The sequence below is a fragment of the Shinella sp. 838 genome (assembly GCF_029623935.1).
GTDB lineage: Bacteria > Pseudomonadota > Alphaproteobacteria > Rhizobiales > Rhizobiaceae > Shinella.
Window position 1 is genome coordinate 1 of record NZ_JARSBQ010000028.1, and the last position, 25,282, is coordinate 25,282.

A 25,282-nucleotide genomic window follows, 5' to 3' on the forward strand; every position below is an offset into this window, starting at 1 on the left:
GCTTGAGATCTGTAACGACCTCATTCTGGCACATCGATGCCGATTTGGGGGCCGTCCACCCCAACAGGTCTGAAGGAGAGTGGCCAATGTCGCCCAGGTGCGTCCACCACCTTCGCTGCTGGCGAATAGACTATTTTTCTCGTGATTGTTTGAGGCCTGATCGCGCGTTCGACGATGTTGGAGTCGATTTCGACACGGCCGTCCGCCAGGAACTGCTCCAGCACGTCCCGCCAGGAGAGTGCATAGCGGATCGTCTCGGCAGTCTTGGAATTCCCAGAGATTTTGCGCAGCTCTCTTTCCCACAGATCGAAGAGGCCGGTGACAATGACTGCGGACTTTTGCTGTCGCAGCGTCGCTCTGGTTTCGACATCCCGGCCGCGAACCTCATCCTCGACCTTCCATAGTGCGCTCATGGCGACGACCATATCCGTCGCAGCCTGCGAGACCCCGGTGATGTGCAGGTCGTAAAACTTGCGCCTGAGATGCGCCCAGCAGCCTGCGAGTTGGATCGTCTCGTTGTTGCCGCCTTTGGCCCGCGTCCTGGCCAGGCTGGTGTAGGCCATGTATCCATCGACTTGCAGGATACCAATTAAGCCAACGAGAGGCCGCGCCACGCACTGCGCACCTCGGCTGTCTTCGAAGCGATAGGTCACCATCGGCGGGCTGGTTCCGCCATAGGGCCGATCATCGCGTGCGTAAGCCCAAAGCCAGGCTTTCATGGTCTTGCCCGAACCGGGCGCAAGGGTGGTTGTTTTCGGCACGAAAGTCGTGAGGATTGGGCCAGCGGCGCGATCGTGCGGATAGAGGTTCGGCCTGGCGAAGTCATTCAGATTGCGGAATGGATGCTGGATCGAGCGTTTTGCGCCAGCATGGAGATGGGCGAGCCACAGGTTGCGGTGGCAAGCCTTATGGAGCTTCATAGGCTACTTACCGAGCGTGGTGTCAGGCAAAGTTCAACGGATGGACTCACGGCCATCCAGGATGGCGCGCCATGAAGGCACTACCACCACCCTCGACTTTGCCAATACTGACCCTGCAACTGAGCATACCGTTCGATACGCCGCAGATGCGAGATTTGAGTGACGCGGAACGGAGCCCGTTGTCACGAGGCTGGCAACCCTTCTGATGGCCGCAGCCGGCGTCGCAGCGAGGGAGGCGAGCGATGACAAGCAAATTCTCCTTGCCACCTCGGTGCTGACACGCAAAGCTGTGGTCTACGTTCGACAGTCGACCCCGGTTCAGGTCCAGGACAACACTCCACCTCAGCAACCGGAACAGGAGGCCCGGCCACCGCGTCGTAATCCGGAACAACGGAAACGAAGCCATCCAATGAACCACCCCCAAACCGCCCTTCCAGCACCGCCGTGCGCCAGCTATTCTACTGAAAGCGCGTAATCTCATGGCGACGAGCCGTCGCCGATAGCTGCTGAGGTCCACTATAGCTCTCAGCGACAGTCGCCAGCTTGGCTTCGTCATTAAAGTGCCCACGACGACCTTTCTCACCTATCTCCAGCCGACTGATCTGCGGGTGACCGCTGCTAATGATATCCATGGTTAAATCACTGGCTATATTGACGTCGATATAGCCGGAGCCTTACCAAAATTCTCAATTGAGCAAGGCGTCCTTCACCGAATGTGTATGTTTCGACGAGCGTCTCTCAGGGTTGGGTTACCTAGCGCTCGCGGATAAACGGCATCCATAGTTTGACTGCGGCGATTGCGACGAAGCCGAGATAGGATTCCTTTGTCTTGTCATAGCGGGTCGCAACGCGCCGCCAGTTCTTGAGCTTGTTGAAGAGCCGCTCGATCTGGTTACGCCATTTGTATTTGGCTTTGTCGTGTGGGATCGGCGTCGTAACCCTTGTCGGCGAGGAAAGCTTCGACCCGGTCGGAGATCATCCGGAACAAGGACGCAAAGCCTTGGGTATCATGCGTCTGCCCGGGCGTCAGGACAAAGCCGCGCGGACGGCCTTTCGCATCGCAGCGGGCATGGAGCTTGGTGGTGAAGCCGCCGCGCGATCGACCAGTTCAGCCAGAGTTTCGAGCATTGCTTCGAACACACCGGTCTCAACCCAGCGTCGATATCGGCGGAAGACGCTGTTCCACTTGCCGTATTCATCAGGCAAGTGTCGCTATTGCGCAGCCGTACGCGCCATCCACATCATGCCTTCGAAATAGCGCCGATTGTCCTGAGCAGGGCGGCATCCGCGCCCTCGCTCAGCGGGAAGAAGCGGACCGATCACCGCCCACTCATCGTCTGTCAAACCAATCCGTTCGCCCAAGGCTGCCTCCAAATGGAAGCCTTGAATCAAAACCCGACTCCGCAGTGAACCTTTGTCCACGAACGCTAGACGGATATCCACCTTCAGCAAAAACTTGCCAAATGTCATCCTCGACGAGTAATTTCTTGCCATTCGCGAAGCGCGCCACACGGCCCCACCTTAGCATGTCAACGGCTTTGATCTGGCCTGACTCTTGCTATCTAAACAACGACGCGGACGTGAGAGCTGCGTCATTTTGCCAAACGGGAGGAGTTTCCATGAAAAACAAGTTGAAGCGCGCCGTCATCATAGCTGCTACCGGCGTATCCATCGCCTTCACCACGGCCGCCGCCGCGCGAGCAGACGAGTTCATCAACGTCCTGACGGGCGGCACGTCCGGCGTCTATTATCCACTCGGCGTCGCACTCTCGAAAATATACGGCGAAAAGATCGCAGGCTCCCGCACCCAAGTTCAGGCCACCAAGGCTTCTGTCGAGAACCTGAATCTCCTGCAACAGGGCCGCGGCGAAATCGCCTTCGCGCTGGGTGATTCCGTCAAACTCGCCGCGGAAGGCAATGCCGAAGCCGGTTTCAAGGCACCGCTCGACAAGCTGCGCGGTATAGCCGCCATTTACCCGAACTACATTCAGATCATGGCGTCGAAGGAGTCCGGGATCGCCACACTCGCCGACTTTAAGGGGAAGAGCCTCTCTGTCGGCGCGCCGAAATCAGGTACAGAACTGAACGCCCGTGCCATCTTGGTGGCGGCCGGGATGAGCTATGACGATCTAGGCAAGACGGAATATCTGCCATTTGCCGAATCCGTCGAGCTGATGAAAAATCGTCAGCTCGACGCCACGCTGCAATCGGCCGGCCTCGGCGTCTCGTCGTTTAAGGACCTTGCCACCTCGCTCGACGTGCAGATGGTTTCTGTTCCCGAAGACATCGCCACAAAGCTCGGCGCGCCCTACATCGCCGCCACCGTTCCGGCGGGCACATACCAGGGCCAGGACAAGGATGTGCCGACGGTTGCGGTGGTCAACTTCCTCGTGACGCACTCGGAGGTTTCCGACGAAACCGCCTACCAGATGACCAAGCAGCTCTTCGAGAACCTGCCGGCCATGGTCGCCGCCCACAAGGCGGCCGAGCAGATCGATCTGAAAGAAGCGCTGAAAGGCATGCCCATCCCGCTGCATCCGGGCGCCGAACGCTACTACAAGGAAAAGGGGCTGCTCTGACCGTTTAGCAACGACTGTGCGGCGGTGGAGGATCGCCGCACAGATACCTTAGTAGTCCGTCGCTCGGGAGGAAACGATGCACGACACCAATGGACCGGCCGACGGCGCTGCCGCCGCGCTGAGCAAGCATGACGCCCTCGCGGGCACGTTCCCGGCGACGAAAGAAGGGCGGGTGCTCTTTGCGATCGCCTTTCTGTTTTCCCTGTTCCAGATCGCAACCGCCGCACATCTTCTCGATCCGCCGAGCCAACTCGTCCGGGCAATCCATGTCGGTTTCGTCACGGTCCTGATCTTTCCGCTGCTCGCCGCCATGGGGACCAGGAGCGGAGCCGCCCGCGCGATCGCCTGGAGCCTTTCTGCGCTCGGAGCAGCCGTCGCCTTCTACCAATGCTACGAATATGCCGACCTGCTGGTGCGGGCCGGCGATCCATTGCCGCAGGACATCGCCTTTGGCGTCATCGGTATCGGCATCGTCTTCGCCGCCGCCTGGGCCTTGATGGGACCGGCCCTGCCGATCATCTCGGGCGCTTTCCTCGCCTACTGCCTGTTCGGCGAATACCTGCCCTCGCCGCTCAACCATCGCGGCTATGCCTTCTCCCAGGTCATCGACCACATGGCCTATGGCACGGAGGGCATATACGGCATTCCGACGCTGGTTTCCTCAAGCTACATCTTCCTCTTCATCTTGTTCGGCGCCTTCCTGGAAAAGGCCGGCATGATCCAGCTTTTCAACGATGTATCGCTCAGGCTCGTCGGCGCGCGGCGCGGCGGAGCGGCGAAGGTGGCGATCATTTCGTCCGGCCTTATGGGGACGATCTCCGGATCGGGCGTCGCCAATGTGGTGACGACCGGCCAGTTCACCATTCCGCTGATGAAGCGCTTCGGTTATCGCCCCGCCTTTGCCGGCGGCGTCGAGGCCACCGCCTCGATGGGCGGCCAGATCATGCCGCCGGTCATGGGTGCCGTCGCCTTCATCATGGCCGAGACGCTTGGCGTCGAATATCACGAGGTCGTCAAGGCCGCCCTCATTCCGGCAATCCTCTACTTCGCGTCCGCCTTCTGGATGGTCCATCTGGAGGCAGGCAAGCGCGGGCTTCTCGGGCTGCCCCGTAACGAACTGCCCTCGGCCCGCGCCGCGATCACCAAGGGCTGGTATCTGGTCCTGCCGCTCGCCGCCCTCGTCTGGCTGCTGTTCTCCGGCTACACGCCCCTCTTCGCCGGCACCGTTGGCCTCGGCTTCACGCTGCTGCTGATCCTCGGCAGTTCCATCGCCCTTGGCCTTCCATCGACCGCGGTCCGGGTGATCTTCTGGATCGGCCTCGGCCTCGTCGCCGCCGCCTTCTTCAAGTTCGGCATGGAGGTCGTCGTCGTCGCGCTGGCGGTGCTGGTCCTTGCCAATGGTATCTGGAAGGGCGGCCGGGAGACGCTAGCCATCTGCCGCGACGCGCTGGCGGATGGCGCCAAGACCGCGCTGCCGGTGGCCATAGCCTGCGCGCTCGTCGGCATCATCATCGGCACGATGACGCTGACCGGGGCGGCCAACACCTTCGGCCAGTTCATCGTGTCGGTCGGCGGCAAGAGCCTCTTCCTGTCGCTGCTCCTGACCATGGTGACCTGCCTGGTGCTCGGCATGGGCATTCCGACGATCCCGAACTACATCATAACTTCGTCCATCGCCGGCCCGGCATTGCTCGAACTCGGCGTGCCGCTGATCGTCAGCCACATGTTCGTATTCTATTTCGGCATTCTCGCCGACCTGACGCCGCCGGTAGCGCTCGCCTGCTTCGCGGCAGCCCCCATCGCCCGCGAAAGCGGCCTGAAGATCTCCTTCGAGGCCATCAAGGTGGCAGCCGCCGGCTTCGTCATCCCTTTCATGGCGGTCTATTCGCCGGCGCTGATGCTGCAGGAAGGAGGGCCGCTTGCCGCGTCGCTCGGCTATCCGGCGGCCGTCGCCTATATCGTCTTCAAAACGGGCTTCGCCATCGGCCTTTGGGGCGCCGCGGTGATCGGCTTTGCCGCCGTCCGGCTCAACCTCTTCGAACGGGCGCTCGCCACCGCTGCCTCCTTCAGCATGCTCGCCGCGCTGCCCGTGACGGATGAGATTGGCTTTGCGCTCGGGGCGGTCTTCGCTGTCCTCATCTGGCGCAGGGCGCGGGCAGCGGCCGCGCCGGAAGCGGCATGAGCACCCTGCTGTGCATTGCCGGCGGCAAGGCCATCGCCCTTGCCGCCGGTCTCTTCACCTTGGGCTGGACCCATTCGGTTGAGAAGACCGCATGGCAGGAAAGCTGGGCCGTCACGCCGGACGGGCTGGTGCTGCGGGAGGCGCGGGTGAAGGGCTCGGGCGCCGGCATGGAGCCTGGCGAAGGCGCGCGCCGCAAGGACGGCTGGTGGGTGTGGGAGCCGCATGCCGCACCGCTCACCACACTGGTCCTCGCCTCGTCCGGCGCCACCGGCTCCGGCTGGACGCTCTGCGCGGCGCACGGCTGCCGGGAGCTTGGCCGCGACAAGGGAGAGCCTGTCGTGCTGCGGCCCTGCGCGGATGGCGAGGCGATATCGCGGGAGCCCGGTAAATGATCCGTCTCACCGGGGGCCAATCTCCTGTTCTTTTCGCATGCAAGGAACGCTAAGCTCATGGGTGAGAGAAGCGAGAGACGGATCGGCCCGAAAATGACTCGCACCATCGGTCGCATGACGATCGCCATGCTTGTCGTCACCTGCATAGCGCCCTTCGTCGCCTACTACCTGGCAAGCGGTGTCGCCATTGCCACGCTCGAAGGCCAACTCCAGCGCAGTCTCGTCCTGACCAATCGCGCCATCGAAACGGAGATCGAGCGTTTCCGCTACTTGCCGATGGTGATCGGCGAGGACGCGCGCATCCGGGCGATCGCAGGAACGGAGCGCGGCGAAACGGCACTCGACGCGGCCAACGCCTACCTGGAAACCATCGTCCGGCAGGCCGGTCCCGCCGAACTCTACGTGCTCGACGCGCACGGCGTGACCCTTGCGGCGAGCAATCATATGACGCCGGAGAGCTTCGTCGGACAGGACTACAGTTTCCGCCCCTATTTCCGGTATGCGATGCGCGAAGGCGAGGGGCGCTACTATGCCATTGGCGTGACGACCGGCAAGCCCGGCTACTTCCTCGCCTCGCGCATCGATATTGCCGGAAAGCCGCCCATCGTCGTCGTTGTCAAGGCGGACCTGTCGCCGCTGGAATTGGCCTGGGAGGCGGCCGGCGTACAGACCGCCATCGCGGATCGCTGGGGCATCGTCTTCCTCTCGGGCAACCCAGACTGGAAGTACCGTCCGCTGGCGCCGCTCGGAACGGAGGCTTTGGCGCGGCTTGCGGCGGAACGCACCTACGAGGGCGCCGACCTTGCGGCCCGCAGGCCGATCCTGCCGGAAGGGGTGGGCCTGCCCACCGGCGCTCTGGAGGACCCGGCGCTTCGCATCGCACAGGGCGGCGCGCCGCTGCTCGCCCGCTTCTCGACGGTCGAGCCGGACGGCTGGCACGTGCTGGCGGCAACCGGTACCGGGGACACGGCCAAGCTCGCCGGCTTCTGGGCGCTCGCCGCGCTGATCGCCGGTCTGCTGGCGACGGGCGCGCTCTATTTCCTGCACCAGCGCGCCCAGATCATCCGCATGCGGCTGCGGCAGGGTGAACTGCTCGAACGCATGGTGGCCGAACGCACGCAGGATCTCGCCTGCGAGATCGACATGCGCCGCAGGACCGAGGACGAGCTGCGCCGTGCCCAGGAGGGCCTCATCCATTCGGAGAAGATGGCGGCGCTCGGCCGCATGTCCGCGGCCATCGTGCACGAGGTAAGCCAGCCGCTCGCCGCGCTCGACGCGACGCTCGCCACCGCCGGCGTGCTGGCCGGCAGGAAATCCGCCGAAGCCGCAGGCGCGCGCATCGTCGATGCCCGCTCCCTCGTCAAGCGCATGCAGCGCACCGTCAAGCATCTCAAGACCTTCGCGCGCAAGGATGCCTCGGACCTGGAGGACGTTTCGATCGACAGTGTCATCCGCAACGTGGTGGATCTCGCCGCCCCCCGCACGAAAAGCCTCGGCATCACCCCGATCATCGAGGCACTGGCGCCTTCGCCCGTCGTGATCGCCGTCGCACTGAAGCTCGAGCAGGCGATGCTCAACCTCCTCCTGAACGCGCTGGATGCCGTGGAGGGGCGTCCCGATCCCGCCATCACCATCCGCCGCACGCAGGATGCCGACCACGTCGAGGTGGCCATCATCGACAACGGAGCGGGCATCGCACCGGAGCATCGCGAGCGCATCATCGAACCGTTCTTCACCACCAAGCTGACGGGCGAAGGCCTCGGCCTCGGCCTGTCCATCGCCACGACGATCGTGCGCGAATGCGGCGGCGAGATCCGCTTCGCCGAAGTGCCGGACGGCGGAACCTCCGCCACCGTCTCCGTGCCGCTTGGCAGACGCGGCACCGGGAGCCTGGAGGCGGCGCAATGAACCGTGGCCGCATTCTTCTCATCGACGACGACCGCGACCTTCTGAAGGCCGCGACGGACTGGCTCACCGTTAGCGGTTTTTCCGTCGAGGCATTCCACCGGCCGGAGGAGGCCTTTACGGCGCTGCTGCGTGCCGAGCCCGATGTCGTCGTTACCGATGTGCGCATGCCGGGCATCGACGGCATGACCTTGCTCAATTCCACCGTGCGCCAGAAGCGGGACGTGCCCGTCGTGCTCATCACGGCCCATGGCGATGTCGGCCTTGCGGTCCAGGCGATGAAACAGGGCGCGGAGGACTTTCTGGAAAAGCCCTACGATGCCGACCGCCTGCTCTCCGTCCTCGACAAGGCCGTGGAGAAACGGCGCATGAAGCGGGAGATCGTGCGCCTTCAGGGCCTGGTCGGCGGCAGCGAGAAAAAGGATGCCATCGTCGGCGACAGTCCGCCGATCCGCGACCTGCGCAACCGCGTCGCGACGCTCGCCGATGTCGATATCGATGTCCTCGTCATCGGCGAGACGGGCACCGGCAAGGAGCTTGTCGCACGGGCTCTCCACCGGCTCAGCCGGCGCGCCGCCGGTCCCTTCGTCGCGATCAACTGCGGGGCGCTGCCGGAGGCCATCTTCGAAAGCGAGGTCTTCGGCCATGTGAAGGGTGCCTTCACCGGCGCGATCGCCGACCGCGAGGGCAAGTTCGAACACGCCGCCGGCGGCACGCTGTTTCTTGACGAAATCGAATCGATGCCGCTCGGCCTGCAGGCGAAGATCCTGCGCGTGCTGCAGGAGAGAGTCGTCGAGCGCCTCGGTGAAAACCGTCTGCGATCCGTCGACGTGCGCATCGTCGCAGCCGCCAAGAGCGACCTGACCGCCGACATCGCCGCCGGGCGCTTTCGCGAAGATCTGTTCTATCGCCTTGCCACGGCCGATGTCCGCATTCCGTCATTGCGCCAGCGGCGCGACGATATCGGCCTCCTGTTCGGCCATTTCGCCTCCCTTGCGGCACATAGATACGGCCGTCCCGTTCGGGCGGTTCCCGCCAGGCGGATCGAGCAACTCCGGCAGCAGGAGTGGCGCGGCAATGTGCGTGAACTCAAGGCACAGGCCGAGCGTTTTGCCCTTGGGCTCGACGAACCTGCCGCGACGGTGCGCGACGCCTCCTTCAAGGACGATACGCTCGCCCTGCCGGAGCGGCTGGCAGCGTACGAGGCGCATGTCATCCGCGAAGCGCTGGAACGCAATGACGGCAACACCGCCCGCGCCGCCGCGAGCCTCGGCGTGCCCCTTCGCACTTTGACCGAAAAAATGAGCCGCCGCGGTCTTGCGGGCCTGCGCAAGCGCCGCCAAGACCGCGGCCAGGATTGACATCGACATGGGCAGGCAGGCGCAGAACATTTTGTCTTCGGAACTGCACAGGGGTTGCTAATGACGTCGCGATGGGGGTGGCTGCTTTCGCAGCTTGGGCGCCGGATGTGGGTCCGGGCAACGTTGTTTTCCATTCTCGCCATCGTGACGGCATTGATCGCCATCGTCTTGGCCCCGTTCATTCCCGGAGACCTTTCGACCCGCATCGGGGCCGACGCGGTGGACAACATTCTCGGGATCATCGCTTCCAGCATGCTGACGGTCACCACCTTCTCCTTGAGCACCATGGTTTCCGCCTACTCCGCCGCGACGAGCAACGTCACGCCGCGCGCGACGAAACTTGTGATGGAGGACAGCACGACGCAGAACGTGCTCGCGACCTTCATCGGCTCCTTTCTCTTTAGCCTCGTCGGCATCATCGCCCTCAGCACGGGGGCTTACGGCGACCAGGGCCGCGTGGTGCTGTTCCTCGTCACGATCGGCGTCATCGTGCTCGTCATCGTGACCCTGCTGCGCTGGATCGATCATCTTTCGCGCCTGGGGCGTGTCACAGAAACGACGGAAAGGGTCGAGGCCGCGACAATCGAGGCGATGCGCGCCCACTTGCAGCGCCCTCATCTCGGCGGTCAAAGGCTGGCGGACAGGGCGGACATCCCCTTCTTCGCCAAGCCTGTCTTCATCGACAGGATCGGATATATCCAGCATCTCGATACCGGCACGCTCTACGATATCGCGGCCGCCGCCGAGTCGCGAATCTTCGTTCACCTGATCCCCGGCCAGCTCGTGGATCCGACAAGACCCGTCGCCTTTCTCGACGGCGGATCGGAGCAGGACGCCGAGGAAACGAGAGCGCGGATCGCCACCTGCTTTTCGGTAGAGGACGTCAGGACATTCGATCAGGATCCCCGGTTCGGCGCCTCCGTTCTGGCGGAAATCGCCTCGCGCGCCCTCTCCCCGGCCGTCAATGACCCGGGCACGGCCATCGATGTCATCAGCCGGGCATTGCGGGTCCTCGCCGTGTGGACGGAGCCGGTCGAAGCCGGCTACGATGCTGAGGTGCTCTACCCCAATGTCCATGTCCCCGCGATCGAACCGGGTGACATCTTCGACGATCTGTTTACCCCGATCGCGCGGGACGGCGCGGCGATCGTGGAGGTCGGCATCCGCCTGCAGAAGGCATTCGCCACGCTGGCGAACTTCCGCCAGCCGCAGTTCCGTGCAGCGGCGGAGCGGCACTCGAAAGAAGCGCTCGATCGCGCCGCCATGGCCCTAGGGCTGGAGGGCGACCTGCACAGGTTGCAGGAGGCCGCAAAAAGCGTCCGAGATACTAACGATCTGAAATAAAATGAAAATATCGCAAGAACATCGTGCCGGAAGATGATTTTCCGGCCGCGATTGTTGACGCAGGCGGCCGTTGGCTGCGACAAAGCCCCGATGCAGACACCTGTTACAATCGATCCAGAATACCTGACGACCCGGCTGAAAGCGCTCCTCGACATACCGAGCCCGACCGGTTTTACGGACGAGGCCGTTCGCTACACGGCACGCGAACTCGAAAGCCTTGGCCTGGAGGTCAAGCTGACCCGCCGCGGCGCGATCCGCGCGCGCCGCCCCGGAGCGGCCGAGCGGCCGGCGCGGGGCATCGTCTCCCATCTCGATACGCTCGGCGCGCAGGTGAAGGCGCTGAAGGACAATGGACGGCTCGAACTCGTGTCGATCGGCCATTGGTCGGCGCGCTTCGCCGAGGGCGCGCGGGCCTCGATATTCTCGGACAAGGGCACCTATCGCGGCTCGATCCTGCCGTTGAAGGCGTCGGGCCACACGTTCAACGAAGAGGTCGACACGCAGCCGACTGGCTGGCGCCACGTCGAGCTGCGCATCGACGCGCTGGCGCGCGATCGCAAGGACATCGTGCAACTCGGCATCGATGTCGGCGATATCGTCGCCATCGATCCGCAACCCGAATTTCTCGAAAACGGCTTCATGGTCTCGCGCCATCTCGACGACAAGGCGGGGGTTGCGGTCATGCTCGCCGCTCTGGAGGCGATGCAGCGCGAAGGTATCGAGACACCGGTGGACACCTACTGGCTCTTCACGATCGGCGAGGAAGTGGGCGTCGGCGCGTCCGCCGTGCTGGTGCCGGACATTGCCTCGCTTGTCGCCATCGACAACGGCACGACAGCGCCGGGCCAGAACTCGGACGAATTCGGCGTGACGCTCGCCATGGCGGACCAGACGGGTCCCTTCGACTACCACCTGTCCAAAAAGCTCTTCCAGCTTTGCGGCGACCACGGCATCCGCGTCCAGAAGGACGTGTTCCGCTATTATCGCTCGGACGCCGCCTCGGCCGTCGAAGCCGGTCATGACGTTCGGACCGCCCTCCTCGCCTTCGGCGTCGATGCCTCGCACGGCTACGAGCGCATCCACCTCCATGCGCTGATTTCGCTGGCGCGGTTGGCCGTGCACCACGCGGCGAGCGAGGTTCAGATCGAACGCGACGCGGAGGAGATTTCCGGCCTACGCGGCTTCACTCGCCAGGACGTGAAGCAAGCAGAACAGGACCTGAGTGCGGACAAGCCGGACACACCCTAACTGCACTATCGCAGCGGTTTGCCCGCACGTTTTGGACGTTCGGACGGGTGCTGAGCCGCGCGAACGGCTATTTAATCATGATAGATTGTTGTCATACTCATATCTATCGCTATAAATACACCTATCGAACGACGCCAAATCGAAAGGATCTTTCCTATGAAGAGGCTATTTCGCAGTGTCTTTACGGCTGCCACCCTCACCTGTGCTACCCTTTCGGCGGGGCCGGCCACAGCCCAGACCCCGGCCAACGTTCTTGTCGTCGGCCAAATAGCCGAACCCCAGTCCCTCGATCCGCACACGGTCACGGCGACCAACGACTTCCGCATCCTCGTCAACCTTTACGATGGCCTGGTGCGGTTCAAGGACGGCACGCTGGAGGTTGAGCCGGCGCTTGCCGAAAGCTGGGTAATATCCGAAAACGGTAAGACCTATCGCTTCAAGCTCCGCGCGGGCGTGAAATTCCATGATGGTTCGGATTTCACCGCCGAGGCGGTGAAATTCAACTTCGACCGCATGCTGAACAAGGACCATCCCTTCTACAATACGGGGCCGTTCCCGTTGTCCTTCAACTTCGCTTCGATCGCGTCCGTCGATGTCGTCGATGCGCACACCGTCGAGTTCAAGCTGAACGAAGCCTTCGCGCCGTTCCTCTCCAATCTCGCCTATCCAACCGGTCTGATCGTCTCCCCCGCGGCGGTGGAACAGCACGGCAAGGACTATGGCCGGGCGCCCTCCGGCACAGGCCCCTTCAAATTCGTCGAGTGGCTGTCGAACCAGCGTGTCGTGATCGATCGCAACCCCGACTACTGGGGCGGCGCCGCAAAGCTCGACGCCGTGGTGTTCCGGCCAATCACCGACACCAATACGCGCGTTGCGGAGATGATGGCGGGCGGCCTGGACGTGATGGTCGAGGTGCCGCCTGATAACCTCGCGACCTTCAAGCAGGACGCCAAATTTTTGGTCGCCGAGCAAGCCGGGCCGCATGTCTGGTTCACGATCCTCAACACCAAGCAAGGCCCTTTCGCCGACAAGCGCGTGCGCCAGGCGGCAAACTACGCGGTCAACAAGGAAACGCTCGTCACCAATGTTCTGCAGGGCACCGCCACGGTCGCCGCAGGCCCCATTCCGCCGGCGTTCAACTGGGTGGAGAATACCGTCGAGCCCTATGCATACGATCCGGAGAAGGCCAAGTCACTGCTTGCCGAGGCGGGCGTCGAAAACCCGCAACTGACCTTCTACGTGACGGAAGGCGGCTCCGGCATGCTTGACCCGATCACCATGGGCGCAGCCATCCAGGCGGATCTTCAGGCGGTGGGCTTCAAGGTGAAGATCGAAACCTACGAGTGGAACACCTTCCTCGGCCGCGTCAATCCCGGTCTAGAGGGTAAGGCAGACATGGCCGAGATGGCCTGGATGACCAACGACCCGGACACCGTGCCCTATCTAACGCTGCGCACCGACGCCATGCCCGACAAGGGCGGATTCAACTCCGGCTACTATTCCAACCCCGAGGTCGACAAACTGCTCGAGCAGGCGCGCAAATCGACGGATCAGGCAGAGCGCGGCAAGCTGTACGGCGAGGTGCAGGCGCTGGTGCATGAGGATGCGCCCTGGCTCTTCGTCGCCAACTGGAAGCAGAACGCGGTCACGACGGCCGTCGTCGAGGGCTTCAAACTGCAGCCGTCCTTCCTTCTCGACCTGCGCAGCGTCGCCAAGCCCTAGCGGCACCTGCCACGGATACCGGGAGGTCTCATGCCGGCCTATATCATGAAGCGGCTGCTCGCCGTCGTTCCCGTGCTGTTCGGTCTGTCGGTCATCGTCTTCTTCGTGATGGCGCTGATCCCGGGTGATACCGCGACAGCCATCCTGGGAGCCTATGCCACCCCGGAAAATGTCGCGCGCATCAACCGGGACCTCGGCCTCGACAAGCCGCTGGTGCAGCAATACTTGATCTGGATCGGCAATGTGCTGCACGGCGATTTCGGCCGCTCCTTCGCGCTCAACCGGCCGGTCATCGACGAGGTGCTGGAACGGTTCCGGGCGACGCTCGTGCTGGCCGGCGTCTCGCTGGTGCTCTGCTCGGTGATCGGCCTGCTGGCGGGCATCGTCTCGGCGGTGCGCCAATTCGGCTGGGCCGACCGGGCGATCACCTTCTTCGTGCTTGCCGGCATTTCCATGCCTTCCTTCTGGCTCGGTCTTCTCCTGATCTACCTCTTCGCCGTGCACTGGCGCATCCTGCCGGCCTCCGGCATGTACGCCGTCTATGGCGGCGGCGATTTCAGGGATCTCCTCCTTCATCTCATCCTGCCGGCCGCGACGCTCTCGGTCGTGGCGGCCGGGGTGATCGCTCGGCTGACGCGGGGCGCAATGCTGGAGGTGCTGCGGCAGGACTATGTGCGGACGGCCCGCGCCAAAGGCCTGCCGGAAAGGCGGGTGGTCTACGGTCACGCCTTCCGCGCGGCGCTCGTCGGCATCATCCCCGTCATCGGCATCCAGGCCGGCTTCGTACTGGGCGGCGCGGTCTATATCGAGACGGTTTTCCAGTGGCCCGGCATCGGCGCGATGCTGGTCAAGGCGATTTCGACGCGCGACATCCTGCTGGTGCAGGGCGGCGTGCTCGTTGTCGCGGCCAGCTATGTGCTGTTTAACCTTGGTGCCGACATGCTCCAATCGATGCTCGACCCGAGGATCCGCGTATGAGCGCGCCTGCCGCAATGTCGGCCTCGGCTCGGCTCCCCGCCTGGCGCCTGCTGGTCAACAACCGGCTGGCGACAGCCGGATTGTGCATCATCGTCCTCATCGCGCTTGTCGCGCTGCTCGTACCGCTCCTGCCGCTTCCCGACCCGGATGCGACTGCGCCGGCCGATCGCCTGAAGCCGGTGCTGACCGCGGGGCACCTTCTCGGGACCGACCAGCTCGGCCGCGACATCCTCAGCCGCCTACTGTGGGGCGTGCGCATTTCGCTCGCGGTCGGGTTTGCCGCCACGCTCATTGCCGCCCTCCTCGGCTCGGCGATCGGTATCGTGGCGGGTTATGCCGGCGGGCGCACGGACAACCTGATGATGCGCGGCATCGACATATTGATGGCCTTTCCCTACATCCTCTTGGCGCTGGCCATCGTCGCCGCGCTCGGCTCCGGCCTCCTGAACGCGCTCTACGCCATCGCCGTCGTCAACATCCCCTTCTTCGCCCGCAATGTGCGCGGCGTGACGCTAGGCTATACGCATCGCGAGTTCGTCGACGCGGCGCGGCTCTCCGGAAAAGGCCCGGTCGCCATCGTACTGACGGAGGTTCTACCCAACGTTCTGCCCGTCATCGTCATCACGATGTCGACGACGGCTGGCTGGATGATCCTCGAAACGGCGGGGTTGAGTTTCCTCGGCCTCGGCGCGCAGCCGCCGCAGGCCGATCTTGGCTCGATGCTCGGCGAGGGACGCGCGCAGCTCTTCACCGCACCGCATGTCTCCATCGTGCCGGGCGCGATGATCTTCCTCGTCGTCATCAGCCTGAACCTTCTGGGCGACGGCATCCGCGACGTGCTCGATCCGCGCCTGCGCTCCGGCGCGCTCGCCCGGCCCGGCCCCGTCACGGAGGTCGCGCGTGATCGCGTTGCGCCGAAAAACACGGCGCGGAACGCCGTCCTTGCTATCGAAGGGCTCGAGACCGGCTTCCGACGCAGCCGTGGCGTCGTGCCGGCGGTGCGGGGCGTCTCCCTCCATGTCAAGCCGGGCGAATGCCTCGGCCTTATCGGGGAAAGCGGCTCGGGCAAGAGCGTGACCGCCCTTTCCGTCATGGGTCTCGTCGCCTCGCCGCCCGGCCTCATCCGCAACGGGGCAATCTACCTGATGGGCGAAGACGTGCTGGCCATGCCGCCGACGCGCCTCATCGCCAGCCGGGGAGCCCGCGTCGCCTATGTCTTCCAGGACCCGCTGACGACGCTGCACCCCATGATGGCAATCGGACGCCAGGTGGAGGAGGCGATCGCCGCCCACCAGCCGCTCGGCGCGACAGAGCGCCGCGAAAAAGCGATCGCGCTGCTCGACAAGGTCGGCATCCCCGAGGCCCGCGCCCGTGCCGGCCACTACCCGCACCAGCTTTCGGGCGGCCAGCGCCAGCGCGTCGGCATTGCCATGGCGCTCGCTAACGATCCTGATCTCATCATCGCCGACGAGCCGACCACCGCCCTCGACGTGACCGTGCAGGCGCGTATCCTGGAACTGATGCGCGCTCTTCAGCGCGAACGCGGCATGGCGCTTGTCTTCATCACGCACGATTTCGGCGTCGTGTCGGAAATCTGCGACCGCGTGGCCGTCATGAAGGACGGGGAGATCGTCGAGACCGGCGAAGCGCGGGCGGTGCTCGCCAATCCGCAGCATGCCTATACGAAACGGCTGATCGCCTGCGTCCCGGAACTGGGAAGCGGAAGCCGTTTCCTCGACCGCATGGCCGCGCTTTTCCAGAGGGAGGCGGGGACGTCATGACGGCTCACGCGATCGAGATGCGGGAACTCAGCAAGAGGTTCGGCGGCGGCAGGAGCCTCTTCGGCAAGCCGCGTCATACCATAGACGCCGTGAAATCCGTATCGCTCGATCTTCGGCGCGGCGAAACGCTCGCCCTGGTCGGGGAGAGCGGTTCGGGCAAGAGCACCCTTGCCCGCATGCTTGTCGGCCTCGAAACGCCCACTTCCGGCAGTTTCGCCATCGGCGGGAGGGATGCCAGCGGACTGCGCCGGGACGGGCCGAGAGCCTTCGGCAAGATGATCCAGTACGTGTTTCAGGATCCGGTCGCCTCGCTCAACCCGCGAAAGACCGTCCGCGACATCCTTGAAAGCCCGCTCGCCCTTCTCAACGGCTACGCCCCCTCCCGGCGGCGCGTGCGGATGCAGGAACTGCTCGATGCGGTGCAGATGCCGGCCGACACGCTTGAACGCTATCCGCACGAATTTTCCGGCGGTCAGGCCCAGCGGATCGCCATTGCCCGGGCGCTGGCGGCCGACGCGCAAATCCTCGTTCTCGACGAGCCGGTGAGCGCGCTCGACGTGTCCGTGCAGGCGCAGGTGCTTCTCCTTCTACGTGACCTGAAAACACGCTTCGGTCTGTCGTATCTCGTCATCAGCCACGACCTTGCCGTGGTCGAGGCAATCTCGGATCGCGTCGCCGTGATGTATTTCGGAGAGATCGTCGAGACGGCGCCGGCTGACCGACTTTTTGCCGACCCTGAACACGCCTATACACAGCGGCTTGTCGCGAGCGCGCCTCGCATCAGGAGAGAGTGACGACAGATGTCTGGCATCGATGAGAAACAAAACCCGGCAGACGACGGCAGGCGCCTTTTCACGCCCGCCGGAAAGACGAAGCGCCGGCCAGAAGCAATCGCCGATCTCTTGAAGGACTATATTCGGACGGAAGGCCTTCTGCCCGGCGCGCGCCTGCCGCAGGAGCGCGAGCTGATTGACCGTTTCAAGGCGGCCAAGGGCACGGTGCGCGAGGCTATGAAGGCATTGGAAACGCAAGGCCTCATCTTCACTCGTAGCGGACCAGGCGGCGGCGCCTTCGTTGCCCAGCCCTCCGCCCAGCACGCCATGGAGCTCTTGTCGACCTATTTCTTCTTCGACGAGCCGAGCCTTTCCGACATCTACGCCATCCGCAAGGCGCTGGAACCCGAAGTGGCCGCGCTGCTCGCCGGACGTATCACCGACGAACAGCTTGCCCTTCTCGAAAGTACGATCCGGATATACGACCATCCGCCGGGCGGTGCAGAGGAACAGTATCGCCAGCGCGTGGCCGAGCTCGATTTCCATTCGCAGCTGGCGCAGCTCTGCCCGAACCCGTTGCTCGGCTTTCTAAGCGGCCTGATGCACAATCTGCTGCGCGAACTTCCTCTCGCCCGAAGCATCTACGCTGATCCGGCCCCCAGTTCGCGCGAGGAAGGGCTGTCGTTCCAGTACCGGCTGATGGCCTCTCTGAAGGACGGGCGAGTGGAGGACGCGCGCCGTATCGCCGGCGAACACATGGCGTTTGCGGAGGCCTACATGCTCGCCCGCGCGCAAACGGTCGGAAAGGCTGAGAGGGGCAATTTTCAATGACCGGGGAACAACCGGAGCGCTGGCGCATTGTTTTCAGCTAGCGTCAGGGCCGTGGATATTTTCACGGCCCTGACGTTCCATTTTGTACTCACAAAGGAGGTTTCAGCCCAGTTCATGTGTGGAATTTGCGGAGAAGTCAGGTTTGACGGCGGGTCCCCGTCGGTGTCGGCAATCTCGATCATGGCAGACGTACTCGCCCCTCGCGGGCCAGACGCATCAGGAATCGTGGTGCGGGGAAATGTGGGGCTCGGGCATCGACGATTGCGAATTCTCGATCTCTCCGACAGATCACAGCAGCCGATGGCCGATCCTGACCTCGGCCTCTCCCTTGTTTTCAACGGCTGCATCTACAATTTCCGTGAACTGCGGACAGAGCTTGAAAACCAGGGCTACCGATTCTTCTCCGATGGCGACACGGAAGTCATCCTCAAGGCATGGCATGCCTGGGGCGTGGACTGCGTCAGCCGTTTCCACGGCATGTTCGCCTTTGCTCTACACGAGCGCGACAGCGGCCGCGTCGTCATGGCGCGCGATCGTTTCGGCATCAAGCCGCTCTATGTCGCGGACGCCGGCGGGGCCTTGCGCTTTGCCTCCAGTCTGCCGGCGATCGTCAAGGCGGGCGGTGTCGATACATCCATCGACGTCGAGGCCCTGCACAGCTACATGACCTTCCATGCCGTGGTGCCGCCACCGCGCACGATTCTTTCCGGCGTGCGCAAGCTCTCGCCGGCCACGATCCGCGTCTACGAGCGAGACGGAAGCTTCAAGGACCACCGCTACTGGGATCCGTGCTACACCCGCTGTGCGGGCGACGGCGCCATGACGCGCAGGGACTGGCAGGAGCAGCTTCTCGACGCACTGCGCACCGCCGTAAAGCGCCGCATGATCGCCGACGTGCCAGTCGGCGTTCTGCTCTCCGGCGGCGTTGATTCCAGCCTCATCGTCGGTCTGCTTGCCGAGGCTGGCCAGCGGGGCCTGATGAGCTTTTCCGTGGGCTTCGAGGAGGCCAACGGCGAAAAGGGCGACGAGTTCGTCTATTCCGATCTCATCGCCCGCGCGTTCGGCACCGACCACCACAAGATCTTCGTGCCATCCGAAAACCTGATGGAGGCCCTTCCCGGCACCATCGCAGCGATGTCGGAGCCAATGGTCTCCTACGACAATGTCGGTTTCTACCTGTTGTCCAAGGAGGTCTCCCGACACATCAAGGTCGTGCAATCCGGCCAGGGTGCGGACGAGGTGTTCGGCGGCTATCACTGGTATCCGCCGCTCGTCAACTCCAACGACGTCGTCTCGGACTATGGCAAGGTCTTTCGCGACCGCTCGCATGAGGTGCTGCGAACACAGTTGTCACAGGACTGGATTTCCGAGCACGACACCAGCGGTGCGCTACTGGAGGAGCATCTTCTGCGAGAGGGCGCGGATACCCCTGTAGACCAGGCGCTCCGGCTCGACAGCAATGTCATGCTGGTGGACGATCCGGTCAAGCGCGTGGACAACATGACCATGGCCTGGGGTCTTGAGGCGCGTGTCCCCTTCCTCGACCACGAGTTGGTGGAGCTTGCCGCACGCATCCCGCCCGAGGAGAAGTTGCGCGACGGCGGCAAGGGCATCTTGAAGGATGTCGCCCGCAAGATCGTGCCGAGCGAGGTGATCGACCGCAAGAAGGGCTATTTCCCAGTCCCGCAACTCAAATATATCGCCGGTCCCTATCTCGAGATGATCCGCGACGCACTTCATTCGCAAGCGGCTCGCGAACGCGGCCTTTTCCGCGAGACCTATCTCGAACGCCTGCTCGAGAAGCCCTCGGACCATATCACGCCGCTGCGTGGATCCGAGCTGTGGCAGGTCGGGCTTCTCGAAATGTGGCTTCAGGCCCAGGGGGTGTGACGTGAAGAAGGTAGAAGAAAAGACCACGCCGCGCCAGGCAGCCAGGACCCGCAGCGCCAAGGGGGCGAGCGCGGTGAACCATCGCCTGAAACAGTTGCGCACCCGCGCGCAGCCCGGCCGCCATCTCGGCCGGCCGGACGCGTCGGAGAAGCAGAAAAAGGATGTGGTACTGGACTGTGGTTGGGGCCGGCTGCTGTTTGCACAAACATTCTCGAAGGACGAGACGCTTCTGTCGAAACTTCGCGAGGAAGCGCCGTCAAGCCGGGATATCGCGTTTTACGTGCAGGACCCGCATGTGCTGTTGTCGCACGCCCCGCAGGAGGTGTTCCTAGATCCCTCGCATACATTCCGTCTTGACCTGTCGACCTATCGCGCGAGGAGCCGCCGCCTTCGTGCCATCAACATCCGTCGGCTTGCCACGGATGCCGACGCCGACGGCATCAACCGCATCTATGCCGCCTGCGGCATGGTCCAGATCCGCAAGGATTTCTTCTCCTCCGACAGGGATAACCGCCCGGTGACTTATTTCGTCGCCCAGGACGAGACGACCGGCGAGATCGTCGGCACCGTGACCGGAATCGACCACCAGCGCCTGTTCAACGACCCCGACCGGGGCGCCTCGCTCTGGTGCCTCGCGGTCCATCCCGACGCCCGCCAGCCCGGCATTGGCGAAAGGCTCGTCGGCAAGCTGGCCGAGCATTTCCAGGCGCGGGGCCTTTCCTGTCTCGACCTATCGGTCATGCACGACAACGCGCAGGCAATTAAACTCTACGAGAAGCTGAACTTCCGACGCATGCCGCTTTTCGCGGTCAAGCGGAAGAACGCGATCAACGAGAAGTTCTTCGCCATGCCGCACCAGTCCTACGATGCGCTGAACCCCTATGCCCGGCTGATCGTTGACGAGGCGACGCGACGCGGCATTCATGTCGATATCACGGATGCCGAGGGCGGGTTCTTCCGGCTCTCCCATGGCGGCCGGTCGATCCATTGCCGGGAGAGTCTTTCAGAGCTTACTTCGGGCGTTGCAATGTCGATAGCTGATGACAAGGCCATTGCCCGACGCGTTGTTTCAGCAGCCGGCCTTGTCGTACCCGATCAAATGGAGGTGGGTAAAGACCGCGCAGTAATTGCAGCGTTTTTGAGGAAGAACCGAAAATTAGTTGTGAAACCGGCGCGCGGCGAACAGGGCCGTGGCATTTCCGTCGGCATCACCACGCAAGAGGCACTCGATCAAGCGATCGACGAGGCGCGCGGTGTCTGCGACCGGGTTTTGCTCGAAGCCTGCTTCGAGGGCCATGACCTCCGTCTTGTGATCATCGATTTCAAGCTTGTCGCCGCGGCCGTGCGCCGCCCTCCCTGTGTCATCGGTGATGGCCGGGCTACAATCGCAGCACTTATCGCAAAACAATCACGACGGCGTCAGGCAGCAACTGGTGGAGAAAGCCGAATTCCCATGGATGCGGAAACGCACCGGTGCCTCGCCGAACAGGGGCTGAATCTCGATTCGATTCTCGACGACGGACATGAGGTTACCGTCCGCAAAGCCGCAAATCTACATACCGGTGGCTCTATCCATGATGTCACTGACACAGTGCATCCCGATCTCATCGCAGCTGCCTGCCGCGCCGCGCGGGCAATCGATATTCCGGTGGTCGGCATTGACTTGATGGTCAAGACCCCGTCAGAACCGGAGTACGTTTTCATCGAGGCGAACGAACGACCTGGCCTTGCCAATCATGAACCGCAGCCGACAGGAGGGCGTTTCGTCGATCTTCTGTTTCCCGGTACCAAGACAGAAATTTGATTATGGCCTTCATTCCACTGCGTATCATTTGTCTGCTGGCTACTCTTTTGGTTGCGTCTGTCATGCCTGCAGCCGCGCAAGAGCCGCTCGGTTTAGAGAATTCCCAGGAACTATCGGCCGGTTCAGCAAAGCTGCAGGACCTCATTGACATCCTGCGCGACGACAAGACACGGCAGACCTTTCTCGACGAATTGCAGAAGGTCGCCGACGGAACAGCCGCCAAGGACATCGCCGAGACGCCATTGGCCGAACCCCTCGGCAAGCAGATGGCGGATGTGACGCGGCACTTCGCCGAGCGGGCGGTTTTTTCCATCATCGTTTTCTCCCGGCAACTCGCTGCGGCACCAGCAACATTGTCAAACATCAATGGTGGGGAAGCTGAGGTACTTTTTCGCGCCGCACGTGATCTGGCGCTGGTGATTGTCGTCACCTATGGCGTTTTCGCAGTCCTTCGGCTGGTTGCACGCAGAATCTACCGCTCCTTCGGGCGACGCGCGACGACCGCGGGTTTCCTCGAAAAAGCCTTTCTGGTCACCGCTTCTGTGGCTTTCGACATAGGCATCGTCATCGCCGCCTGGGGCGCTGGATATCTTGCCGCTCTGACCGTCTTCGGAGAGCTTGGGCGCATGGATATCCAGCAGACACTCTATCTCAACGCCTTCACCGCGGTGCAGATGGCCAAGGTGGCAACCAGGGCCATACTGTCGCCATCCACCAGCGAGCTTCGCCTTATACATGTTTCGGACAGAGCCGCCCGGCGCACGAGCCGCATCCTCGCATGGATCATCAGCATTCTCGGCTATGGCCAGCTTCTTCTCCAGCCGATTCTTTCACAGGCCGTTTCGGCCGCTTCTGGGCAGGCGGTGTCCGCCCTCGTTGCGCTTGTCGCCCTTGTCATCGCCGTATCAGCGACATTGGTAAACCAGCGTGCCGTAACCGAGTGGCTGCTGGCAACCCCCGAACACAATCCACGTAGCCGTCGCGTCCGCTTCATCGCGGCGCGCTGGCACTGGCCAGTATTGGTCTATCTGGCTTTCCTATTCTTCGTCGTGCTGATCGGGCCGGCCGAGCGGCTGTTCTCCGTTCTCGGCGCCAGCGCCCAGACCTTTGTCGCCATCATCGTCGGCTTCGTCTTCGCTGACTGGCTAGCGCGCACGGTCCAGAAGGGCGTTCGCCTGCCGAACAACATCAATCGGCGGCTCCCGCTGCTGGAGCGTCGCATCAACGGCCTCGTTCCCCGTTTCCTCACACTGCTGCGCTTCCTCATCATTGCCACCGTGATCGCCTTCGTAATCTCGGCCACCGGCATCTTCGACGTGGCGGCCCTCATGCAGTCGCGCATGGGCCTTGCCTTTACAGGCGCGGCGGCGTCGGTTTTCGTCATTCTGCTCGTCGCCTATGTCGCCTGGCTGACATTGACATCATGGGTGGACTATCGGCTCAACCCCGCCTTCGGTACAATCGCCACCTCGCGCGAAACAACACTCCTCACCCTCTTGCGGAACGCCATGACTATCGCAATCGTGGTGGTCGCCCTTATGTTCTCCCTATCGCAGATGGGACTGGACATCGCGCCGCTGCTCGCTTCGGCGGGTGTACTCGGACTTGCTATCGGTTTCGGCGCGCAGAAGCTGGTGCAGGACGTTATCAACGGCGTATTCATCCAGTTGGAAAACGCCATCAATGTCGGCGACGTCATTACAGTGGGGGGCACAACCGGCACCGTGGAACGTTTGACGATCCGTTCCGTCAGCCTGCGTGATGTGACAGGTGCCTATCACATCATCCCCTTCTCCTCGGTCGACATGGTGACAAACCTGATGCGCGACTTCGCTTACCACGTTGGCGACGTGGGCATCGCCTATCGTGAGGATGTGGAGGACGCCAAGGCCGCACTGTTCGAAGCTTTCGAGCAGTTGCGCGCCGATCCGGAAATCAATGGCGTCATTGTCGGCGAGATGGAATGGTTCGGCGTTCAGGAACTTGCCGACAGTGCGGTGATTGTCCGCGTCAGGATAAAGACGCTACCGGGCAAGCAATGGGGTGTCGGACGCGCTCTGAACGGAGCGGTCAAGCGAGTCTTCGATGCTCGCGGCATCGAAATGCCCTTCCCACACCAGACAATCTATTTTGGAGTAGACAAGAACGGTGGCGCTGCACCTGCTTTTGTTTCACTCGTTCAACAATCTAGCACTGAAAATGGCGAGACATGATTTGCATGGAACAGTGTGAACCATATTATAGGGTGAGGGAGATTGACATTCCAGCAATGAATGAGAGCGAAAATTGACAAAAGTTGACGTAACACAAATCGAAAAGGCATGGAGAAGATGGTGGAATGAACTCGGCCATGTCGCCCGCTGCAACCGCGACCCTGCCCGCACGAGAGAGGCGTTCGATGCGGGTTATCTAGCTGCACTTGAGGAGTGCCGATGCACAGCCATTCGGAACGGATAATCCCAGCCATCTGCTCCTCCAGTTTCAGCGTGGTGAAGCGCATCTCGGGTCGCTGGGCAGCGATGACAATCGCTTCGGTATTTGCCGCACCGCTCTTTTGGCGCTTCACGAATGGGCGCACGCACTGTGGTACGATCAGCCGGACTTGATGGCCCAGCTTGGTTATCTCACGCGCCGAGTAGTGAGCAATACCGCAAGCCTCCATGAATTACCCCGTCAGGGCCAGAGCTTTCATCCAACTTGTAGCCATGATGTCGATTCCTCATAATTAGCAGCACGACGCCGACCGGCCGGCCGGCCGACCGTTAAAATTGTTGCATTTGAGTTGCTTCGATCTCTGCGGCTCCACAATTGCAGCAGCTTTACCTGTCGATCTTTTTCTCCACGTAATGCTGCTGCAATCTTTTGGACAAAGATGACCCAAATGAAGTGAATGGAGGAACGATGCGGCTCCTATTGATCGAGGATGAAAGGGAATTGGCCAACGCATTGACGGCCGGCCTGGCAAAGCATGGCATCGTCGCGGATCACACGATGTACCTCACTCATGCGCAGGAACTTGTTCTGCAGAACGACTACGATGCTATTCTTCTTGATCGCCGCTTGCCGGATGGCGAAGGCCTGACGTTCATCCCGAAGCTACGGCGCGCAGGCAATAGCACGCCAATCATCGTTTTGACCGCTCGGAATGAACCGATGGAGCGCGTCGAAGGACTTGATTTTGGCGCGGATGACTATCTCGGAAAGCCGTTCCTGATCGAGGAACTCATGGCGCGGGTGCGCGCGCTCATGCGGCGCAATCCGGAGCTCGCCAATCGGGATATTCAGATTGGCCGGCTATTGATTGACCCACTGCATCTAATACGGCCCCTCACTGATCAAAACCCATAGGCCCATTCTCTGCGCCCGATCGACATGATGCGCCAGGGCTGGCTTTCGAGCTTCCGCCAGGCATCGCAGCAATGATCGACGATGTCGTCGTATGATTTGAAGACACGGTTTGATAACCAGTTGTCGCGCATGAAATGCCAGAGGTTTTCGACCGGGTTCAGCTCCGGCGATTTCGGCGGGAGTGGCAGAATGGTGATGTTTTCGGGCACGACGAGATTGTTGGA

General features: G+C 62.6%; 18 protein-coding genes and 4 pseudogenes. 17 read left to right on the plus strand and 5 right to left on the minus strand.

Annotated features, from left to right (window positions below):
- Positions 1–66: 66 nt before the first annotated feature.
- Positions 67–764, minus strand: a pseudogene (tnpC, locus tag P9A16_RS34030) (IS66 family transposase); the annotation flags it as partial.
- A 909-nt stretch (positions 765–1,673) separates the two neighbouring features.
- Positions 1,674–1,838 (minus strand): annotated as a pseudogene (locus tag P9A16_RS35880) (IS5 family transposase); the annotation flags it as partial.
- On the opposite strand from P9A16_RS35880, the gene P9A16_RS35885 reads away from it, so the two are divergent.
- On the plus strand, positions 1,783–2,178 hold the full coding sequence (locus P9A16_RS35885; RefSeq protein WP_443021760.1) for a hypothetical protein: 396 nt from the start codon (positions 1,783–1,785) through the stop codon (positions 2,176–2,178). The pseudogene P9A16_RS35880 and the gene P9A16_RS35885 sit on opposite strands and share 56 nt — an antisense overlap.
- Here P9A16_RS35885 and P9A16_RS35890 read toward each other — a convergent pair.
- Positions 2,133–2,414, minus strand: coding sequence for a transposase (locus P9A16_RS35890; RefSeq protein ID WP_371260173.1), 282 nt, complete (start codon positions 2,412–2,414; stop codon positions 2,133–2,135). The two genes, P9A16_RS35885 and P9A16_RS35890, sit on opposite strands and share 46 nt — an antisense overlap.
- A gap of 125 nt (positions 2,415–2,539) precedes the next feature.
- Between P9A16_RS35890 and P9A16_RS34040 the strand changes: the two genes are divergently transcribed.
- The 15 genes from P9A16_RS34040 to P9A16_RS34110 all read left to right on the plus strand — a co-directional run bounded on the left by P9A16_RS34040 (position 2,540) and on the right by P9A16_RS34110 (position 23,923).
- Positions 2,540–3,499: a TAXI family TRAP transporter solute-binding subunit gene (locus P9A16_RS34040; RefSeq protein WP_023512244.1), complete on the plus strand. Its 960-nt coding sequence runs from the start codon at positions 2,540–2,542 to the stop codon at positions 3,497–3,499.
- 76 nt (positions 3,500–3,575) lie between these two features.
- Positions 3,576–5,681: a TRAP transporter permease gene (locus P9A16_RS34045; protein WP_024270009.1), complete on the plus strand. Its 2,106-nt coding sequence runs from the start codon at positions 3,576–3,578 to the stop codon at positions 5,679–5,681.
- Positions 5,678–6,073, plus strand: coding sequence for a DUF1850 domain-containing protein (locus tag P9A16_RS34050; protein ID WP_023512246.1), 396 nt, complete (start codon positions 5,678–5,680; stop codon positions 6,071–6,073). Before P9A16_RS34045 ends, P9A16_RS34050 begins: the two co-directional genes overlap by 4 nt.
- Positions 6,074–6,166: 93 nt before the next feature.
- Positions 6,167–7,981, plus strand: a complete 1,815-nt coding sequence (locus P9A16_RS34055; RefSeq protein WP_063832190.1) for a sensor histidine kinase — start codon at positions 6,167–6,169, stop codon at positions 7,979–7,981.
- Positions 7,978–9,339 (plus strand): sigma-54-dependent transcriptional regulator, encoded by a 1,362-nt coding sequence (locus P9A16_RS34060; protein WP_023512248.1) that lies wholly within the window; start codon positions 7,978–7,980, stop codon positions 9,337–9,339. Before P9A16_RS34055 ends, P9A16_RS34060 begins: the two co-directional genes overlap by 4 nt.
- A gap of 60 nt (positions 9,340–9,399) precedes the next feature.
- Complete coding sequence (locus tag P9A16_RS34065) at positions 9,400–10,683, plus strand: DUF2254 domain-containing protein (protein WP_023512249.1); 1,284 nt, start codon at positions 9,400–9,402, stop codon at positions 10,681–10,683.
- Between the two features lie 90 nt (positions 10,684–10,773).
- Entirely contained in the window at positions 10,774–11,931 is a 1,158-nt protein-coding gene (locus tag P9A16_RS34070) for an osmoprotectant NAGGN system M42 family peptidase (RefSeq protein ID WP_037405248.1), read from the plus strand.
- Between the two features lie 156 nt (positions 11,932–12,087).
- A complete protein-coding gene (locus P9A16_RS34075; RefSeq protein ID WP_023515640.1) occupies positions 12,088–13,653 on the plus strand; it encodes an ABC transporter substrate-binding protein in 1,566 nt (521 codons plus the stop codon).
- Between the two features lie 30 nt (positions 13,654–13,683).
- Complete coding sequence (locus P9A16_RS34080; RefSeq protein ID WP_023515641.1) at positions 13,684–14,631, plus strand: ABC transporter permease; 948 nt, start codon at positions 13,684–13,686, stop codon at positions 14,629–14,631.
- Positions 14,628–16,412 carry a dipeptide/oligopeptide/nickel ABC transporter permease/ATP-binding protein gene (locus tag P9A16_RS34085; RefSeq protein ID WP_023515642.1) on the plus strand — a complete coding sequence of 595 codons (1,785 nt, stop codon included), beginning with the start codon at positions 14,628–14,630 and terminating at the stop codon, positions 16,410–16,412. Before P9A16_RS34080 ends, P9A16_RS34085 begins: the two co-directional genes overlap by 4 nt.
- Positions 16,409–17,206, plus strand: a complete 798-nt coding sequence (locus tag P9A16_RS34090; RefSeq protein WP_023515643.1) for an ATP-binding cassette domain-containing protein — start codon at positions 16,409–16,411, stop codon at positions 17,204–17,206. Before P9A16_RS34085 ends, P9A16_RS34090 begins: the two co-directional genes overlap by 4 nt.
- Positions 17,207–17,212: 6 nt before the next feature.
- Positions 17,213–18,016 carry a FadR/GntR family transcriptional regulator gene (locus P9A16_RS34095; RefSeq protein ID WP_023515644.1) on the plus strand — a complete coding sequence of 268 codons (804 nt, stop codon included), beginning with the start codon at positions 17,213–17,215 and terminating at the stop codon, positions 18,014–18,016.
- A gap of 114 nt (positions 18,017–18,130) precedes the next feature.
- Positions 18,131–19,906 carry an N-acetylglutaminylglutamine amidotransferase gene (locus P9A16_RS34100; protein WP_037405249.1) on the plus strand — a complete coding sequence of 592 codons (1,776 nt, stop codon included), beginning with the start codon at positions 18,131–18,133 and terminating at the stop codon, positions 19,904–19,906.
- A gap of 1 nt (position 19,907) precedes the next feature.
- Positions 19,908–21,710 (plus strand): N-acetylglutaminylglutamine synthetase, encoded by a 1,803-nt coding sequence (gene ngg, locus P9A16_RS34105; RefSeq protein WP_024270012.1) that lies wholly within the window; start codon positions 19,908–19,910, stop codon positions 21,708–21,710.
- Positions 21,711–21,712: 2 nt separating this feature from the next.
- The gene (locus P9A16_RS34110) at positions 21,713–23,923 is read left to right on the plus strand and encodes a mechanosensitive ion channel domain-containing protein (RefSeq protein ID WP_024270013.1); all 2,211 of its coding nucleotides are present in this window, start codon (positions 21,713–21,715) and stop codon (positions 23,921–23,923) included.
- A 257-nt stretch (positions 23,924–24,180) separates the two neighbouring features.
- Here the strand turns inward: P9A16_RS34110 and P9A16_RS34115 are convergent.
- Positions 24,181–24,372 (minus strand): annotated as a pseudogene (locus P9A16_RS34115) (IS110 family transposase); the annotation flags it as partial.
- 239 nt (positions 24,373–24,611) lie between these two features.
- On the opposite strand from P9A16_RS34115, the pseudogene P9A16_RS34120 reads away from it, so the two are divergent.
- Positions 24,612–25,028, plus strand: a pseudogene (locus P9A16_RS34120) (response regulator); the annotation flags it as partial.
- 17 nt (positions 25,029–25,045) lie between these two features.
- Here the strand turns inward: P9A16_RS34120 and P9A16_RS34125 are convergent.
- Positions 25,046–25,282: transposase (locus P9A16_RS34125; RefSeq protein ID WP_278026476.1), on the minus strand; the 237-nt coding region annotated here is incomplete at its 5' end.

Excerpts from the sequence above, each read along its gene's own strand:
- P9A16_RS34065 (WP_023512249.1), top strand. The coding sequence starts at position 9,400 with ATGACGTCGCGATGGGGGTGGCTGCTTTCGCAGCTTGGGCGCCGGATG.
- P9A16_RS34100 (WP_037405249.1), top strand. The coding sequence starts at position 18,131 with ATGTGTGGAATTTGCGGAGAAGTCAGGTTTGACGGCGGGTCCCCGTCG.
- P9A16_RS34080 (WP_023515641.1), top strand. The coding sequence starts at position 13,684 with ATGCCGGCCTATATCATGAAGCGGCTGCTCGCCGTCGTTCCCGTGCTG.
- P9A16_RS34050 (WP_023512246.1), top strand. The coding sequence starts at position 5,678 with ATGAGCACCCTGCTGTGCATTGCCGGCGGCAAGGCCATCGCCCTTGCC.
- P9A16_RS34090 (WP_023515643.1), top strand. The coding sequence starts at position 16,409 with ATGACGGCTCACGCGATCGAGATGCGGGAACTCAGCAAGAGGTTCGGC.
- P9A16_RS34110 (WP_024270013.1), top strand. The coding sequence starts at position 21,713 with ATGGCCTTCATTCCACTGCGTATCATTTGTCTGCTGGCTACTCTTTTG.
- P9A16_RS34070 (WP_037405248.1), top strand. The coding sequence starts at position 10,774 with ATGCAGACACCTGTTACAATCGATCCAGAATACCTGACGACCCGGCTG.
- P9A16_RS35890 (WP_371260173.1), bottom strand. The coding sequence starts at position 2,414 with ATGGCAAGAAATTACTCGTCGAGGATGACATTTGGCAAGTTTTTGCTG.
- P9A16_RS34075 (WP_023515640.1), top strand. The coding sequence starts at position 12,088 with ATGAAGAGGCTATTTCGCAGTGTCTTTACGGCTGCCACCCTCACCTGT.
- P9A16_RS34085 (WP_023515642.1), top strand. The coding sequence starts at position 14,628 with ATGAGCGCGCCTGCCGCAATGTCGGCCTCGGCTCGGCTCCCCGCCTGG.
- P9A16_RS34060 (WP_023512248.1), top strand. The coding sequence starts at position 7,978 with ATGAACCGTGGCCGCATTCTTCTCATCGACGACGACCGCGACCTTCTG.
- P9A16_RS34045 (WP_024270009.1), top strand. The coding sequence starts at position 3,576 with ATGCACGACACCAATGGACCGGCCGACGGCGCTGCCGCCGCGCTGAGC.
- P9A16_RS34095 (WP_023515644.1), top strand. The coding sequence starts at position 17,213 with ATGTCTGGCATCGATGAGAAACAAAACCCGGCAGACGACGGCAGGCGC.
- P9A16_RS34055 (WP_063832190.1), top strand. The coding sequence starts at position 6,167 with ATGACTCGCACCATCGGTCGCATGACGATCGCCATGCTTGTCGTCACC.
- P9A16_RS34040 (WP_023512244.1), top strand. The coding sequence starts at position 2,540 with ATGAAAAACAAGTTGAAGCGCGCCGTCATCATAGCTGCTACCGGCGTA.